Here is a 15,586-nt window from a genome sequence, read left to right as displayed (position 1 = left end):
GCGGAACAGAACGATCGTGCTATTTGCGATACACTTTGCGATACACTTGGCCTTGCCGTCTGGCCGCGCGCGGCGGGCAGGCGCCAGGATTTATCGCCCATATATATCACCGGAGACAAGATGAAAGCCGTTCTGTGCAAGGCCTGGGGGCCGCCTGATTCCCTGACCGTCGAAACCCTGCCGGATCCGGTGCCGGATCAGGGCGAAGTGGTCATCGAGGTCAAGGCCGCCGGCGTGAACTTTCCGGATGTGCTCATCATCCAGAACAAATACCAGGCCAAGCCGGAACTGCCGTTCACGCCGGGCTCGGAACTGGCAGGCATCGTCACCGCGGTCGGCGCGGGTGTCACCCACGTCAAGCCTGGCGACCACGTGATTGCCTATCTCGGCAACGGTGCCTTCGCCTCGCACGTGAAAGCGCCCGCCAACAAGGTAATGCCGATGCCGCCGGGCATCGATTTCGACACCGCGGCAGCGTTCACCCTCACCTACGGCACCTCGCACCATGCCGTGGTGGACCGCGGCGAACTCAAGGCCGGCCAGACCATGCTGGTATTGGGCGCGGCCGGCGGCGTCGGCCTCGCCGCGATCGAAATCGGCAAGGCTATCGGCGCACGCGTCATCGCAGCGGCGTCCACCGACGAAAAGCTCGCGGTCTGCAAGGAACACGGCGCCGACGCGCTGATCAACTACAGCACCGAAGACCTGCGCGAGCGCGTCAAGGCGCTGACCGACGGCAACGGCCCGGACGTCATCTACGATCCCGTTGGCGGCATTTATGCCGAGCCGGCCTTCCGCTCGATCGGGTGGCGCGGCCGCTATCTGGTGGTCGGCTTCGCCAACGGCGAGATCCCGAAGATCCCGCTCAACCTGGCGCTGCTCAAGGGCGCCTCGCTGGTGGGTGTATTCTGGGGAGATTTCGTGCGGCGCGAACCGCGTGCCAACCAGGCCAATATGGCGCAAATGCTGGGCTGGATGAAGGAAGGCAAGCTGCGCCCGCATATTTCGGCGCGCTACTCGCTGGATCAGGCTCCTCAGGCGCTCAAGGACATGGAAGCGCGCAAGGTGACCGGCAAGGTGGTGATCGTTCCCTGACGCGGGAAAGAAGCAAAAAAATCAGGGCGCAGAGCGTGCGGCAACGCGCTGCGCCCCCTGTTGGGGCAATTCGCCCCAAGCTGTCTTCCACCTGAATGCACACCCCTACTGGCAGCGGAAGACAGTTCTCAAATCAGCAATCCGGCGATTGCTGCATCGACATGACCCGATGCGTCAGAAGCGGTGCTGCAGGCCGGCCATCACGCCGGTCTGGCTATTGGCAAAACCGACGAAGTCGCGCGACAGGCTGACATTCTGGCCGTTGCGGGCCTTGGCATAGCCGGCCGACAGATAGGCGAGCGTGCGCTTCGAGAACGAGTACTGGGCACGCAGCGAGAACAGGATCGGGTCGGCGTCATTGCCGCCCTTGATGTTCTGCTTGTAGACCGCGCCATAGAGCGTGAATGCCGGCGTGAAGTCGTAGCTGGCGCCGCCCCAGTACATGTCGCTGCGCTCCGACGCCGCGCCCGTGGTCAGCGTGCGCTTGTAATTGCGGTAGCCGGCGAACAGCGACAGGCTGCCGAAGTCATAGCTGGCACCGGCGTGAATGCCCTGGATGTAGTCGGTGGCATCGGCCGGCGTGGTGCTGCTGCCGGCGCCGTTCTGGCGGTCCCAGGTCGCGGCGGCGGCGAACTTCCCGGCGTTGTAGCCGACGCCAAGGGCATACTTGGACGAAGTCTTGAAGTCCCCCGCCACTTCCCCCATCGCGGCAGTCGCGCCCAGCTTGAGGCCGCCGAACACGCCGTCATAGCGGATGGCATTCGACGCACGCGAGAACAGCCCGTCCTTGCGGCCGCCGGTAGCGGTCGAAGACGTCGCCCACGAGTAATTCGGCGCGTAGCCCATCGGATCGAAAGGCAGCATGAAGTCATAGGTCGTGGTGAAAGTACGGCCCAGCACCACCTGGCCATAGCTGCTGCTCAGACCGACCGTCGCGCGGCGATCGAACAGCGTGCCGCTGGTATCGAGATTGCCGGTGTCGATGGCGATGCCGCTTTCCAGGTTGAAGAGCGCCTTCAGACCACCGCCCAGATCCTCGGTACCGCGCAGGCCCCAGCGCGATGTATTGCGGCCGCCCGAGGTCAGCTTGACCACGGAGCCATTCGGCCCGGCATGGTTGACGTACTCGACGCCCGCATCCATCAGACCGTAAATGGTCACGCTCGACTGTGCGAAGGCCGAACCGGTACCCGTCAGACCGATGCAGGCCAGTGCCAGTGCCGTACGTTTCATTCTTTCTCTCCTTGCGTTGCTTGTTGTAGTAATGCCAGTCGCATGCGCCGGAGGATCCTGTCCGCCGGGCAAGCCGGCGGCTAATCGAGATGGAGTCGTGGCCGCCCCGTGCCGGCCCCGGTGCCGGCAACCGCCTGCCGGCACATCCATCACAACTGTCCCCTGGTCGTTATGGCGTTCCATCCGGCAAGCGGTGGAACGCTGGAATGGCCGCATCGTATGGGAGCGGCACTTTCAGTTCGCTTTCGGGCAAAAGCGCTTTGGCGCGTGTTGCGCCAACTCGGGGTTGGGAGTTTCCCTAGCTTCAAAGATTGCGCACTTCGCTGTATCAGTCTGGGCCATTCGATTGACTGAATTGCCCCAAGGCTGTGCGCCGTGACGGGTTACGGACGCACACCCTGGCCGTGCTGCGAGCGCCGCCCGTGCCACCGCGCTGCCTGCCTTGCCGCCTTGAATTGCCCTGATGCGTATCCTGCTTGCCGAAGACAACGTGATGCTGGCCAACTCCCTGACAAAGGCCATGACCCAGGCCGGCTTCACGGTCGACTGCATGCACGATGGCCGCAGCGCCGACCACCTGCTGGCCACCCAGGACTATGCGCTGCTCATCCTTGACCTTGGCCTGCCGCGGCTGGATGGCCTTGAAGTGCTGCGCCGGCTGCGCCAGCGCCGCAACCGGATGCCCGTGCTGATCCTGACCGCCCATGGCACGGTCGAAGACCGCGTGCGCGGCCTGGACCTGGGCGCGGACGACTACCTGGCCAAGCCCTTCGACCTCTCCGAACTGGAAGCACGCGCGCGCGCCCTGATCCGCCGCAGCCACGGACACGAATCCACGCAGCTTGATTGCGGCCCGCTGCACTACGACACGGTCAGCCACGCGTTCACGATCGGCGGCGAACTGCTGCAGCTCACGCGGCGCGAGCGCTCGGTGCTGGAGGTGCTGATGCTGCGCGACGGCAAGGCCGTGAACAAGTCGGCCCTGTCCGAGATGATTTTCGGCATCGACGAGTCGGTCAACCCGGATGCCATCGAGATCTACATCCACCGCCTGCGCAAGAAGCTGGACGGCAGCGGCGTGGCCATCGTCACCCTGCGGGGCCTCGGCTACCTGCTCGAAGCGCGGCCAGATCCAGCGCCATGAGCACCCTGGGCAGGACGCCGAGCCTGCGCCTGCAACTGTCGCTGTGGCTACTGCTGCCGCTGCTGGGACTGCTGGCGCTGGATGCCTTCCTTACGTATGAACGCGCCATGTCGGCGGCGCACACGGCCTTCGACCGCACGCTCGAAGCGTCGCTGCGCGCCATGCGCGAGGGCATCGACCTGCGCGACGGCCGCCTGGAGATCGACGTGCCGAACCTGGCGCTGGAACTGTTCGACGACAAGGCCGGCCCGCACGTCTTTTACCAGGTGCGCGACGAGCACGGGCAAACGGTAACCGGCTACGAAGATCTTCCAGGGCCGCCAGGCGCCCGCCCAGCGCTCTACCGGACCGTGTTCTACGACACGGTGTTCCACGAGCAGCCGCTGCGCATGGCGGCGCAGGCCCTGCCGATCCACGACGTGGGCTCGGCCCGCAGCCAGCTGGTATGGGTCGTGATCGGTGAAACCATCGAGCCGCGCCAGGCGCTGGCGCGGGAAATCCTGACCGGCTCGCTGCTGCAGGAACTTGTGCTCGTGGCGCTGGCGCTGGGCATTGTCTGGCTTGGCGTGCGCCGCGGGCTGCGGCCCTTGCACCGCTTGTCCGACACGGTGGCCGCGCGCAGCGCCAGCCAGCTCGATCCGATCGAAGACCGCGACCTGCCGTCCGAAATGAAGCCGCTGGTGCGCGCGATCAATCTGTACGTCGATCGCCTGCACCGCATGCTGCAGGCCCGCAAACGCTTCTTTGCCGATGCCGCGCACCAGCTCAAGACACCGCTGGCCGTGATCCAGGCCGAATCCGAACTGGCACTGCGCGAGCCCGATGGCGAGCGGGTGCGCGAACACATGCGCCTGCTGCACGGCACCGTGCGCCATGCCTCCAAGGGCGTGCAGCAGCTGCTGTCGCTGTCACGGCTCGACCCCGAGAGCGGTTACTCGCCCACCCTGCGAGATATCGCACTGGATGCCGCGGCGCGCTCAGTCGCGCTGGAATGGGCACCGGTCGCGCGCCGTCAAGGGGTCGATCTTGGCTTCGAGGGAGATGGCCCGCTGACCGTGCGCGGTCAAATGGAACTGCTGCAGGAACTGACCGCCAACCTCATCGACAATGCCATCCGCTATGCGGGCGATGGCGCCACTGTCACGGTCAAGGTCGCGCAGGAAGCGGACGGCGCCGCCCTGCTGCAGGTGATCGACAATGGCCCGGGTATTGCCCCGGCCGAGCGCGAAGACGTATTCAGGCGCTTCTATCGCGGCGAAAGCGGCCAGGGCGTGGAAGGCACCGGGCTTGGCCTGCCGATCGTCAGGGAGATCGCCAGGCTGCACCAGGCTGTCGCCGGCCTGGACGAGACCCCCGGCGGCGGGCTGACCGTCACGGTTCGCTTTCCGGCACCGGGCGGCCAGCCGCTGATCCAGCCTCAGAGCTTCTCGGTCTCGCCCGTCTTCGGCTGCCACTTCATCAGCCGCTTTTCGCCGGTTCCGACCATCCAGTCCAGCACCAGCGCGAACGCCGTCAGGACCACAATGCCCGCGAACACGGTGTTGATGTCGAATGTGCCCTCGGCCTGCAGGATCAGGTAGCCCACCCCACGCGCGGAGCCGAGGTATTCACCCACCACCGCGCCGACGAAGGCCAGGCCCACCGACGTGTGCAACGACGAAAACACCCAGCTCGTGGCGCTCGGCAGGTACACATGGCGCAGCAGCTGCTGGCGGTTGGCACCCAGCATGCGCGCATTGGCCAGCACCACCGGGCTGACTTCCTTCACGCCCTGGTAGACGTTGAAGAACACGATGAAGAACACCAGCGTCACGGCCAGCGCCACCTTGGACCAGATGCCCAGGCCGAACCAGACCGCGAAGATCGGCGCCAGGATCACGCGCGGCATCGAGTTCATCGCCTTCACATACGGGTCGAGGATCGCCGAGGTCAGCGGGCTCAGCGCGAGCCACAGGCCCACGCCCAGGCCGGCCACGGTGCCGATGCCGAAGGCCAGCACCGTTTCGAGCAGCGTCACGCCTAGGTGCAGGTAGATATCGCGCTCGACGATAAACCAGTTCCAGATGCGCTGCGCCACCATCAGCGGCTCGCCAAAGAAGAAGGCGATCTCTTGGGAGCGCGTGGCGAAGTGCCACACGCCGAGGATCACCACCAGGACCAGCAGCTGCCAGACGCGCAGCATGCCCTTGGAGTCAGGACGGAATGCCATGGGAATTCGGATTCGGTGTCAGGTTGGCCGTGAGGTTCAAGCGGCGTTGCGCTGCTGCGCATAGCCCTTGAGGACCTCCTCGCGCAGCACGTCCCAGATCGCGGCGTGCAATTCGACGAAGCGCGGATGGTCGCGAATCTCGGCCACGTCGCGCGGGCGCGGCAGGTCGATCGCGAACTCGCCGATCGGATGCGTGCCCGGCCCCGCCGACAGCACCACCACGCGGTCGCTCATGGCGATCGCCTCGTCGAGGTCGTGCGTGATGAACAGCACCGCCTTGCGCTTGGCCGCCCACAGGTCCAGCACCTCGTTCTCCATCAGCTGGCGCGTCTGGATATCGAGCGCGGAGAACGGCTCGTCCATCAGGATGATGTCCGGGTCCAGCACCAGCGTCTGCGCCAGGCTGACGCGCTTGCGCATGCCGCCCGAGAGCTGGTGCGGATAGCGGTCGCCAAAGCCGCCCAGGCCCACGCGGCGCAGCCACTCCTCGCCCTGCTTCACCGCCTCGGCACGCGGCACGCCGCGGAACTCGAGGCCCGCGACCACGTTGTCGAGCGCGCTGCGCCACGGCATCAGCGCCTCGGCCTGGAACATGTAGCCGGCGCGCTGGTTGATGCCGCGCAGCGGCTCGCCGAAGACGCGGACCTCGCCGCTGGACGGCTCCAGCAGGCCGGCGCCGACATTGAGCAGCGTGGATTTGCCGCAGCCGGTCGGGCCGACCACCGAAACGAACTCGCCCGGCCGGATCGCCAGGGTAACGTCCTTGACCGCCGTATAGCGCTGGCTGCGGTCTTCTCGCGAGACGAAGGTGCAGGTGACCTTGTCCAAGGAAAGTGCGGGAGTGCTCATGGGAAACCGTCTCGTTCGCCTCGCCGGCACCTGCCGGCCCGGATCGAGTGAGTGAATGGCCACCGCCGCCCAAAGCAAAGGCCCGCTGCGCGCAGCGGGCCGGCTGCGAAGGTGGCGCGGGATTACTTGTACTTGGCGTTGGCCTTCTGCACGAACGCGTTGGTGTACGTCTCTTCCAGCTTGATGGCCTTGCCCTTCAGTTCGGGATCGAACTGCTGCAGCATGTTCTGCGCGGTGCGCGGACCATCAGCCGGCATCACGCCGTCCGGGGAGATCGCTTCCTTGACCTTGTCCCAGGCCGCCAGGTACAGCGCGCGGTCGCCGAGCAGGTAGCTCTCCGGCACGGTCTTGACGATGTCCGACGGACCGGCCTTCTGCAACCACTTCAGCGCGCGCACCATGGCATTGGTCAGTGCCTGCGTGGTGTTCGGGTTCTGCTGGATGAACGCCGCCGACGCGTACAGGCAGCCCGACGGCATATTGCCGCCGAACACCGATTGCGTGTCCTTGAGCGTGCGGGTATCCGAAGCGATGCGGACTTCGTTCTTCTGCGTCAGCATCGAGATCACCGGGTCCAGGTTGGCCATGGCGTCGATCTGTCCCGAACGCATCGCGGCCACCGCGCCGGCGCTGGCGCCCACGCCGATGAACGACACGTCCGACGGCTTGAGCCCGGCCTTGGCCAGCACGAAGTTCGCCATCATATTGGTCGACGAGCCCGGCGCGGTCACGCCGATCTTCTTGCCCTTCAGGTCGGCGATCGACTTGAAGCCCGGCATGGTCTTGTTCGACACCACCAGCACGATCTGCGGCGCGCGGCCTTGCAGCACGAACTCCTGGTAGCGCTGCCCCTTGGCCTGCAGGCCGATGGTGTGCTCGAACGCACCGGATACCACGTCAGCGCTGCCGCCGACCACGGCCTGCAGCGCCTTGGCGCCGCCGGCAAAGTCGACGATCTCGACGTCCAGCCCTTCTTCCTTGAAGTAGCCGAGCCGCTCCGCGATGGTCAGCGGCAGGTAATAGAACAGGTTCTTGCCGCCGACGGCGATCGTCACCTTGGTCTTTTCCGGCTTGCCCTGTGCCTGCGCCGGGCCGAAGGTGAACCACCCTGCCAGGAACAACGCCAGCGCGATCAGCAACTGTTTCCAGAATTTCTTGTTATACATTTGATTCTCCTGCCCGTTGGGGTCTGCAAACGGCGTGCCGCGCGGCGGCTCAGTGCGATGCTATCGGACAAGTTTCCGAACCGCATCGGGGCGAACACCTAAGGCCGGCCAAACGGCAGCCGGCCCCAGCTTACGCTGCCTTGCTTTCGATCGGCTTGCCAGCCGCGCTTATTCGGCGTGGATATCGGCGGACTTGATCACCTTGGCCCAGCGCGCCAGTTCCGCGCGCTGGTACTGCGCCAGTTGCTGCGGCCCCATGAAGGCAGCTTCCGCGCCGAGTTCCTCGGCCTTCTTGCGGAAGGCTTCAGTACGCATGATCTTTTCGATCTCGCCGGCGAGCTTGTCGATCACGGGCTTGGGCGTGCCAGCCGGCGCGTACATGGCAAACCACGACGACACGTCCAGGTCGGGGTAGCCCGCCTCAGGCGCCGACGGCACGTCCTTCAGGCTGGGCAGGCGGGTCTTGCTGGTCACCACGAGCGGGCGCAGCTTGCCCGCGGCGATATGGCCCATCAGCGGCGGCGGCGTGGTCATGGTCATGTCCACGTTGCCGCCGAGCAGGTCGGTCATCGCCGGGCCGGTGCCTTTGTATGGCACATGGGTGATGTGGATCCCCGCCATCTGGTTCAGCAGTTCGGTCGAGACGTGCTGCAGCGAGCCGTTGCCCGACGACGCATAGTTGAGCTTGTCCGGATGGCTCTTGGCATAGGCCACCAGTTCCTTGAGCGACTTGACCGGCAATCCCTGGCGCACCACCAGCACCTGCGGCGCCGACAGCAGGTTGGCCACCGGCGCGAAATCCTTGACCGGGTCCCACGGCAGGTTCTTCACCAGCAGCGGCGTGATGACGTGGAAGCCCGAGTACTGCACCAGCAGCGTATAGCCGTCAGGCTTGGCGCGCGCCACAACCTGCGCGGCGATGCTGCCGTTGCCGCCAGGGCGGTTGTCCACCACCACGGCCTGGCCCAGGGCCTTCGCCAGCGGCTCGGAAATCATGCGGGCCGCGAGGTCGGTAGTGCCGCCGGCTGCGGCCGATACCACCAGCGTGACCGGGCGGCTCGGGTAGCTGCCGTCCTGGGCAAAGGCGCGCGGCGCGGTTGCGGCGATGGCACCGCCAAGGACGAGCATGGCTGCCGCCATCAGCTTGCGGCGCGCAGGCAAGAGGGAAAAGGCTTGCTTCATGGAATGTCTCCGATATCGGTATTGACTGATTTTTTTATCGTGGCGCCACGGCTTCCAGCCGGCGCTTGCCGCAGGCATCTAGTCCTGGCCGGCGAAGTGTTCCGCCAGCCAGGCCGGCGGCTGATGCGTGCGCAGGCGCGGGCCGGCGCGCAGCAGCTGGCTGCCGCTTTCGCGGTCCACCAGCGCAGGGATGCCGGCCACGACGTCAAGCAGCGCCGGCAGGTCCACGCCGGTCTGCACGCCCATGCAGGCGAACATGTGCACGAGTTCCTCGGTGCTGACGTTGCCGCTGGCACCCGGCGCATAGGGGCAACCGCCCAGGCCGCCGGCAGCGGCATCGAAACGCGTCACGCCGGTTTCCCATGCGGCCACGGCATTTGCCAGCCCCATGCCGCGCGTGTTGTGCAGGTGGATGGTCAGCCCGGTGTCCGGCAGACGCTGCTGGAACTGCTCGCACGTCTGCGCCACCTGGTTCGGATAAGCCATGCCGGTGGTGTCGCACAGCGTGATGCCTTGCGCGCCGGCTTGCGCAAAGGTCTCGGCCAGCGCCATCACCGCATTGCTGTCCACCTCGCCCTCGAACGGGCAGCCGAACACCGTCGACAACGAGACGTTGACCGGCACGCCGGCGGCGCGCGCCTCGGCGGTCATCGCCAGTAACTGGGCTTGCGACTGCGCGCGCGTCATGCGCAGGTTGGCCCGGTTATGGGTTTCGCTGACCGACATCACCAGGTTGACCTCGTCGGGCCGGCACGAGAGCGCTCGCTCCAGGCCACGCAGGTTGGGCACCAGCGCGGTGTAGCGCACGCCGGGCTGGCGGTGCATGCGGTGCATCAGCGCTTCGGCATCGGCTAGCGCCGGGATGGCTTTGGCGGACGTGAAAGACGTCGCTTCGATACGCGCGAAGCCGCAAGCGGACAGCGCGTCGAGGAAGGCCACCTTGGCCTCGGTCGGCACCACCACCGGCTCGATCTGCAGGCCGTCGCGCGGCGCCACCTCATTGATCTCGATGCGGGCCGGGCCGCGCAGGGCCGCTGCGGACATGACGGCGGCGCTCATGCGATCACCTTGCGGGCGCGCAGGTCGGCAATGGCCGCGGCGTCAAACCCGGCCTGGGCCAGCACGGCATCGGTATGCTCGCCAAGCGTCGGCGCGCGGTCATGGATTTCGCCGGGGCTGCCCGACAGCTTGGGCACGATGCCAGGCACTTCCACGGTCAGGCCGCCGGCCGACGTGACCGACTCGATCACGCCCCGCGCACGGTAGTGCGGGTCTTCGGCGATGTCCTTCACCGTGTAGATGCGCCCCGACGGCACCTCGGCCTCGCGCAGCACGGCCAGCGCGGCATCGACGCTCTGCGTCCGGGTCCAGGCGGCAATGGCGGCATCGATTTCATCGACGCGCTTCACGCGGCCGTCGTTATGTGCGAGCGCCGGGTCCTCCGCGAGGTCGGCGCGGCCGATCGCATGCATCAGGCGCTTGAAGATGGCATCGCCATTGGCCGCCACCAGCACGTATTCGCCGCTTCCGCACGGATAGGCGTTCGATGGCGCAATCCCTGGCAGCGCGCCGCCCGCGGGCTGGCGCACCGCGCCGAATGCCGAGTACTCCGGCAGCAGGCTTTCGCTCAGGTTGAACAGCGACTCGTACAGCGCCACGTCGATGACCTGCCCTTCGCCGCCACGCGCGTCGCGCTGGTAAAGCGCCAGCAACACGCCCATCGCGCCGTGCAGCCCGGCGATGGTATCGCCGAGCGACAGGCCCGCGCGCACCGGCGCACGGCCCGGCTCGCCGGTCAGGTGGCGCAGGCCGGCCATGGCCTCGGCCACGGCGGCAAACCCGGGTTCGTCCTTCTTCGGACCGGTCTGGCCATAGCCCGACACGCGCAGCATGATCAGGCGCGGATTGTCGGCGTGCAGCACGTCCCAGCCCAGGCCCCACTTCTCCATGGTGCCGGGGCGGAAATTCTCGATCAGCACGTCGGCTTCGGCGGCCAGCTTGCGCACCAGCGCCTGCCCTTCCGGCTGGCGCAGGTCGATGCAGACCGACTCCTTGTTGCGCGATTGCGCTTCCCACCAGACCGAGGTGCCCTCATGCAGCATGCGCCATTTGCGCAGCGGGTCGCCCTGCCCGGGCGGTTCCACCTTGACCACGTGGGCGCCGAAGTCGGCCAGGGTCTTGGCGGCGAAAGGACCGGCAATCAGTTGCCCGAGTTCGAGGACGCGGATGCCCTCGAGAATCTGTTGCGCCATGCTTGTCTCCGTACCGTGCGGCCTGCCGGCGATTGCGTCGGCCGCGATTGCGTTTGGACGGAGTGTGCCTCAGCGGCCGGCTGGCCGGAATCGGCAATCGGTGAAGCGGGTTTTCTCGGAATGCGAAAGGCCGGGACGTTCCCGGGGTGATCAGAACGGCGCGCGCTCGCCGCAAAGGTGCGTGATCAGCAACCGGGCCGAGACCGTCAGGCCGGCCGGGTCGCGCATGCCGATCAGCAGCGAGCGCTTGGCCCAGGCGTCCTGCAGCGTCACCAGAGACAGCCCCATCGACTTCACATGCGGCTCGGCGGCGATGCGCGGCAGCACGCCCACGCCCAGCCCGGCCATCACCATGCGGCACATGGCGTCGAAGCTGCGCACCTGGATGCGCAGCCGGAACGGGCGGTCGAGCCGGCTGCTTTCCTCGAGCAGGCGCGCGGCCAGCGAAGTCACCTGCGGCAGGCTGACGAAGTCGTATTCAAGGGTATCGGCGTAGCGCACGGGCCCGCGCTCCGAAAGCGGGTGGCCCGGCGGCGTGACCATGACCAGCTCGTCCTGGCGGTACTCCACGGTCACCAGGCCTGCGCACGGCGTGCGGTCGGCAAAGATGCCGACGTCGGCGCGGTTCTCGACCAGCGCCGCGACGATGTCGCTGCTGTTCTGCTCTTCGAGTTCGATGCGGATGGTCGGATGCAGCCGCATGAAAGCCGCCAGGTCATCGGGCAGGAACTGCGTGATGGCCGAGGTATTGGCGCAGACGCGCACCTGGCCGCGCACGCCGCTGGCGTAGTCCGACATCACGCCGGCCATGCGCTCGACGTCCTGCAGGATGGTCAGCGCATGGTGGAAACAAGCCTGCCCGGCCTCGGTCAGCTGCACGCCCGCGGCATGGCGGAAGAACAGCGGCGCGCCCACGGCCGCTTCCAGGTCGGAGATCCGCTTGCTGGCAGCGGCCACGGCCAGGTGCGACTGCCTGGCCCCCGCCGAAATGCTGCCCTGCCGGACCACGGCCACGAACAAGCCGAGCGTGACTAGATCGAAGCGGGCCAGGTTCATTGCGGGCGTTGCCGGGGTGGCTTGGCGGAGGAAAGTCCAGATCGGGCCATGGTGCTGGGGAGCGCCAGGCTCAGAGATTGCGCCGGTCCATCACCGCGCGGGCAATGGTGCCGGCATCGACGTACTCGAGTTCGCCGCCCACCGGCACGCCGCGCGCGAGGCGCGACACCTTGAGCCCGCGCGCCTTGAGCATTTCGCCGATGTAGTGCGCGGTGGCCTCGCCCTCGCTGGTGAAGTTGGTGGCGACGATGACTTCGTCCACCGGGCCGCCCATCTCCGGATCGGTGGCACGCGCCAGCAGCCGATCCAGGTGGATTTCCTTCGGGCCGATGCCATCGAGCGGCGACAGCCGGCCCATCAGCACGAAATACTTGCCGCGATAGGTCAGGGTCTGCTCGATCATGCCCTGGTCGGCGGGTGTTTCCACCACGCACAGGACCGAGCCGTCGCGCCGGTCGTCCAGGCAGGTCTCGCAGATCTCCTGCTCGGTGAAGGTATTGCAGCGCGCGCAATGGCGGATGTGGTCCGCCGCGCCGCGCAGGGCGTCGCCAAGCTTGCGCGCGCCTTCGCGGTCGTGCTGCAGCAGGTGGTAAGCCATGCGCTGGGCGGACTTCGGCCCCACGCCGGGCAGCACCCGCAGCGCCTCGATCAGCGCCTGCAGCGAGGTCGGCGGCGAGGCCTTCACGGCCGCCCTCCTGTCGTTGGCGTTGGCATTGCGCGCATCATGATCGTGCCGGTGGCGTGGCTCAGAACGGCAGCTTGAAGCCCGGCGGCAGCGGCAGGCCCGAGGTCATCGAACCCATCTTCTCCTGCGTGGTCGCCTCGGCCTTGCGCACGGCATCGTTGAACGCTGCGGCGACCAGGTCTTCCAGCAGGTCCTTGTCGTCGGCCAGCAGGCTCGGATCGATGGTGACGCGCTTGACGTCGTTCTTGCAGGTCATGACCACCTTCACGAGGCCGGCGCCGGACTGGCCCTCGACTTCGATCTGGGCCAGCTGCTCCTGCATCTTCTTCATGTTTTCCTGCATTTGCTGGGCTTGCTTCATCAGCCCGGCCAGTTGACCTTTCATCATGATGGAATGCTCCTGGATTCGATAGTGAACGGATGGAAGGCCGCGCCCCGCGCGACCCGGAAAATCAGACTACGCGAGGCTGGATCGAGCCCGGCACGATCTGCCCGCCGAAATCGCGCAGCAGGCCTTGCACGAACGGATCGGCCTCGATATTGGCCTCGGCCTCGCGCTGGCGCTCGGCGCGGGCCTGAGCATCGGCCGCGGCGGCCGTCTCGGAGACCGCGCCGATTTCGCACAGGACCCGCACTTCCGCGCCGAAATGATCGGACAGCACCTGCTGCAGGCGCTCCGAGACGCCGTTCTCGCCGATTGCCGCGACCGGGATTCGCAGGTGGAAGGTACGCCCCACCACCTGGGTCAGTTCGCTCTGGTACGCCAGCTGTTGCGCCAGGCCCTTGAGCGGCAAGCTGGCGGCCAGTGCAGGCCACTGGCCGGTGAACACCGGCGGCGTGCCGTCTTCCGCCGCAGCGGGCGGCCGCGGCGCGACTGCTGCGGCGACGGGCCGTGCACGGGGTGCCTCGGGCGCAGGGGCCTCGGGCTTCGACGCGCGCGCGGGCGCCGCCATCTTCGGCGGCAGGCTCGCGGGTTCGCTATCGTACGGACCGAAAGCCGGCAAGTCGGGGGGCAGGTCTTCCCATGGCGGGATGTCGCTGCCACCGGACGCTTCCCACGGCGGCACGCTCTCCGGTTCCGGCGCGGGCTTGCGGGCCGGCGCCGCGGCCGGCTGCACGGCCCTGGCGGCGGGCGCCGGAGCGGGACGTGACACCGCTGTGGGCGTCGGCGCGCGCAGCGGCTGTGCTGACTGGCGTGCAGCGCCACCAGTTGGCGTCGGCATCGGCGCCGCGGCTGGCGCACGGCCGGCACCGCCACGCGCAGCGGACGCCTGGCGGGCTGCCGCCAGGGCGGCCCGGGCTGGCGACATCGGCGCGTCGCCGCCGGCTTCCGGCCTGGCCGGCGCCGCAATTGCCGGAGGCTGCGCCACTGGCGCGGCCGGCGCGGCGGTCACCACAGGCCGGGCCACCGGTTCGGCGGTGGCAATGGGAGCCGCAACCGGCGCGGCAGCCGCAGTACGCACGCGCGGCGTGGCACCGCCACCCTGCCCCGGCGCCGTGGCCGGCAAGGGCTCCGGGCTGGACGACGGGCGGAATGCCAGCATGCGCAGCAGCGTCATGGTGAAGCCCGCGTACTCGTCGGGCGCCAGCGCCAGTTCACTGCGGCCAAGGTTGGCAATCTGGTAGAACAGCTGGACTTCCTGGGCGTCAAACACGCCGGCCAGCCGGCGCACATCGCCGGCTTCCGGCCATTCTTCCTGCACCGATGCCGGCACGGCCTGCGCCAGTGCGATCTTGTGCAGCAGTGAACCGAGATCCTGCAGGGCACCCGCGAACGACAGGCTGCGGTCGGCCATGGCATCGGCGATACCGATCAGCGCGGCGCCATCCTCGGCCGCCAGCGCATCGAGAAGCTGCACCAGGTAACCCTGGTCGATCGCGCCCAGCATGCCGCGCACGGCTTCCTCGGAAACCTGGCCGGCGCTGTAGGCAATGGCCTGGTCGGTCAGCGACAGCGCGTCGCGCATCGAGCCGTGGGCCGCCTGGGCCAGCAGCCGCAGCGCATTGCCGTCGTGGCCGATGCCTTCCTGCGCCAGGATATGGTCCAGGTGGGACACGATCTGTCCCGGCGGCATCTGCTTGAGGTTGAACTGCAGGCAGCGCGACAGCACCGTGACCGGGATCTTCTGCGGGTCGGTAGTGGCCAGGATGAACTTGACGTGCCCGGGCGGCTCCTCCAGCGTCTTCAGCATGGCGTTGAAGGCGTGGTTGGTCAGCATGTGCACTTCGTCGATCATGTAGACCTTGAAGCGCCCCGCCGTCGGTGCGTACACCGCCTTGTCCAGCAGCTGCGCCATCTCGTCGACGCCGCGGTTGGAAGCCGCGTCCATCTCGATGTAGTCGACGAAGCGGCCGCTGTCGATTTCCAGGCAGGCCTTGCACTGGCCGCACGGCTGCGCGGTGATGCCGCCGTTGCCGTCAGCGCCGGTACAGTTGAGGGCCTTGGCCAGGATCCGGGACAGCGTGGTCTTGCCGACGCCGCGCGTGCCGGTGAACAGGTAGGCGTGGTGCAGCCGTTGCTGTTCCAGCGCGTGCGTGAGCGCGCGGACCACGTGCTCCTGGCCGACCAGCGTGGTGAAATCCCTGGGGCGCCATTTGCGCGCTAGAACTTGATAACTCATGGCGGCGATTGTAGCAAAAGGCGGCGCCGCGACGGCGCCCGCCGCGGCAACCCGCTCGCCCGCCAGGCTCGGCGCTGCCTGGGCTCGCGCCGGA

The 15,586-nt window shown here is 67.5% G+C and carries 13 protein-coding genes and 1 pseudogene; 3 read left to right on the top strand and 11 right to left on the bottom strand.

What is annotated here, in order from left to right; translation table 11 throughout:
- The first annotated feature begins 120 nt into the window (after window positions 1–120).
- Window positions 121–1,095: an NADPH:quinone oxidoreductase family protein gene (locus CupriaWKF_RS06065; RefSeq protein WP_276100085.1), complete on the top strand. Its 975-nt coding sequence runs from the start codon at window positions 121–123 to the stop codon at window positions 1,093–1,095.
- A 174-nt stretch (window positions 1,096–1,269) separates the two neighbouring features.
- Here the strand turns inward: CupriaWKF_RS06065 and CupriaWKF_RS06060 are convergent, their stop codons facing one another.
- Window positions 1,270–2,328, bottom strand: a complete 1,059-nt coding sequence (locus CupriaWKF_RS06060) for a porin (RefSeq protein ID WP_276100084.1) — start codon at window positions 2,326–2,328, stop codon at window positions 1,270–1,272.
- 463 nt (window positions 2,329–2,791) lie between these two features.
- On the opposite strand from CupriaWKF_RS06060, the gene CupriaWKF_RS06055 reads away from it, so the two are divergent.
- Window positions 2,792–3,472 (top strand): response regulator, encoded by a 681-nt coding sequence (locus tag CupriaWKF_RS06055; protein WP_276100083.1) that lies wholly within the window; start codon window positions 2,792–2,794, stop codon window positions 3,470–3,472.
- Window positions 3,469–4,866: pseudogene (locus CupriaWKF_RS06050) on the top strand (sensor histidine kinase N-terminal domain-containing protein); the annotation flags it as partial. The gene CupriaWKF_RS06055 and the pseudogene CupriaWKF_RS06050, both read left to right, overlap by 4 nt.
- Before the next feature lie 23 nt (window positions 4,867–4,889).
- Here CupriaWKF_RS06050 and CupriaWKF_RS06045 read toward each other — a convergent pair.
- The 10 genes from CupriaWKF_RS06045 to CupriaWKF_RS06000 form a co-directional block, all read right to left on the bottom strand.
- Window positions 4,890–5,681: an ABC transporter permease gene (locus CupriaWKF_RS06045; protein ID WP_211945123.1), complete on the bottom strand. Its 792-nt coding sequence runs from the start codon at window positions 5,679–5,681 to the stop codon at window positions 4,890–4,892.
- 36 nt (window positions 5,682–5,717) lie between these two features.
- Window positions 5,718–6,530: an ABC transporter ATP-binding protein gene (locus CupriaWKF_RS06040; RefSeq protein WP_276100082.1), complete on the bottom strand. Its 813-nt coding sequence runs from the start codon at window positions 6,528–6,530 to the stop codon at window positions 5,718–5,720.
- 122 nt (window positions 6,531–6,652) lie between these two features.
- Entirely contained in the window at window positions 6,653–7,696 is a 1,044-nt protein-coding gene (locus CupriaWKF_RS06035) for an ABC transporter substrate-binding protein (RefSeq protein ID WP_276100081.1), read from the bottom strand.
- 168 nt (window positions 7,697–7,864) lie between these two features.
- The gene (locus CupriaWKF_RS06030; RefSeq protein ID WP_276100080.1) at window positions 7,865–8,878 is read right to left on the bottom strand and encodes a tripartite tricarboxylate transporter substrate binding protein; all 1,014 of its coding nucleotides are present in this window, start codon (window positions 8,876–8,878) and stop codon (window positions 7,865–7,867) included.
- 78 nt (window positions 8,879–8,956) lie between these two features.
- Window positions 8,957–9,922, bottom strand: coding sequence for a hydroxymethylglutaryl-CoA lyase (locus CupriaWKF_RS06025; RefSeq protein WP_276100688.1), 966 nt, complete (start codon window positions 9,920–9,922; stop codon window positions 8,957–8,959).
- An 11-nt stretch (window positions 9,923–9,933) separates the two neighbouring features.
- Window positions 9,934–11,130: a CaiB/BaiF CoA-transferase family protein gene (locus CupriaWKF_RS06020; RefSeq protein WP_276100079.1), complete on the bottom strand. Its 1,197-nt coding sequence runs from the start codon at window positions 11,128–11,130 to the stop codon at window positions 9,934–9,936.
- 150 nt (window positions 11,131–11,280) lie between these two features.
- Complete coding sequence (locus CupriaWKF_RS06015) at window positions 11,281–12,186, bottom strand: LysR family transcriptional regulator (RefSeq protein ID WP_276100078.1); 906 nt, start codon at window positions 12,184–12,186, stop codon at window positions 11,281–11,283.
- A 70-nt stretch (window positions 12,187–12,256) separates the two neighbouring features.
- Entirely contained in the window at window positions 12,257–12,871 is a 615-nt protein-coding gene (gene recR / locus CupriaWKF_RS06010; protein WP_276100077.1) for a recombination mediator RecR, read from the bottom strand.
- Window positions 12,872–12,932: 61 nt separating this feature from the next.
- Window positions 12,933–13,259, bottom strand: a complete 327-nt coding sequence (locus CupriaWKF_RS06005; RefSeq protein ID WP_008647477.1) for a YbaB/EbfC family nucleoid-associated protein — start codon at window positions 13,257–13,259, stop codon at window positions 12,933–12,935.
- 64 nt (window positions 13,260–13,323) lie between these two features.
- Window positions 13,324–15,492: a DNA polymerase III subunit gamma/tau gene (locus CupriaWKF_RS06000; protein ID WP_276100076.1), complete on the bottom strand. Its 2,169-nt coding sequence runs from the start codon at window positions 15,490–15,492 to the stop codon at window positions 13,324–13,326.
- Window positions 15,493–15,586: the final 94 nt, after the last annotated feature.

This window comes from Cupriavidus sp. WKF15 (assembly GCF_029278605.1).
Classification (GTDB): domain Bacteria; phylum Pseudomonadota; class Gammaproteobacteria; order Burkholderiales; family Burkholderiaceae; genus Cupriavidus.
This window is presented reverse-complemented; position numbering and strand designations above follow the sequence as displayed.

Coding starts and splice junctions, on each gene's coding strand:
- CupriaWKF_RS06045 (WP_211945123.1), bottom strand. CDS start 5,681: ATGGCATTCCGTCCTGACTCCAAGGGCATGCTGCGCGTCTGGCAGCTG.
- CupriaWKF_RS06025 (WP_276100688.1), bottom strand. CDS start 9,922: ATGTCCGCAGCGGCCCTGCGCGGCCCGGCCCGCATCGAGATCAATGAG.
- CupriaWKF_RS06065 (WP_276100085.1), top strand. CDS start 121: ATGAAAGCCGTTCTGTGCAAGGCCTGGGGGCCGCCTGATTCCCTGACC.
- CupriaWKF_RS06000 (WP_276100076.1), bottom strand. CDS start 15,492: ATGAGTTATCAAGTTCTAGCGCGCAAATGGCGCCCCAGGGATTTCACC.
- CupriaWKF_RS06015 (WP_276100078.1), bottom strand. CDS start 12,186: ATGAACCTGGCCCGCTTCGATCTAGTCACGCTCGGCTTGTTCGTGGCC.
- CupriaWKF_RS06005 (WP_008647477.1), bottom strand. CDS start 13,259: ATGATGAAAGGTCAACTGGCCGGGCTGATGAAGCAAGCCCAGCAAATG.
- CupriaWKF_RS06020 (WP_276100079.1), bottom strand. CDS start 11,130: ATGGCGCAACAGATTCTCGAGGGCATCCGCGTCCTCGAACTCGGGCAA.
- CupriaWKF_RS06030 (WP_276100080.1), bottom strand. CDS start 8,878: ATGAAGCAAGCCTTTTCCCTCTTGCCTGCGCGCCGCAAGCTGATGGCG.
- CupriaWKF_RS06060 (WP_276100084.1), bottom strand. CDS start 2,328: ATGAAACGTACGGCACTGGCACTGGCCTGCATCGGTCTGACGGGTACC.
- CupriaWKF_RS06035 (WP_276100081.1), bottom strand. CDS start 7,696: ATGTATAACAAGAAATTCTGGAAACAGTTGCTGATCGCGCTGGCGTTG.
- CupriaWKF_RS06040 (WP_276100082.1), bottom strand. CDS start 6,530: ATGAGCACTCCCGCACTTTCCTTGGACAAGGTCACCTGCACCTTCGTC.
- CupriaWKF_RS06055 (WP_276100083.1), top strand. CDS start 2,792: ATGCGTATCCTGCTTGCCGAAGACAACGTGATGCTGGCCAACTCCCTG.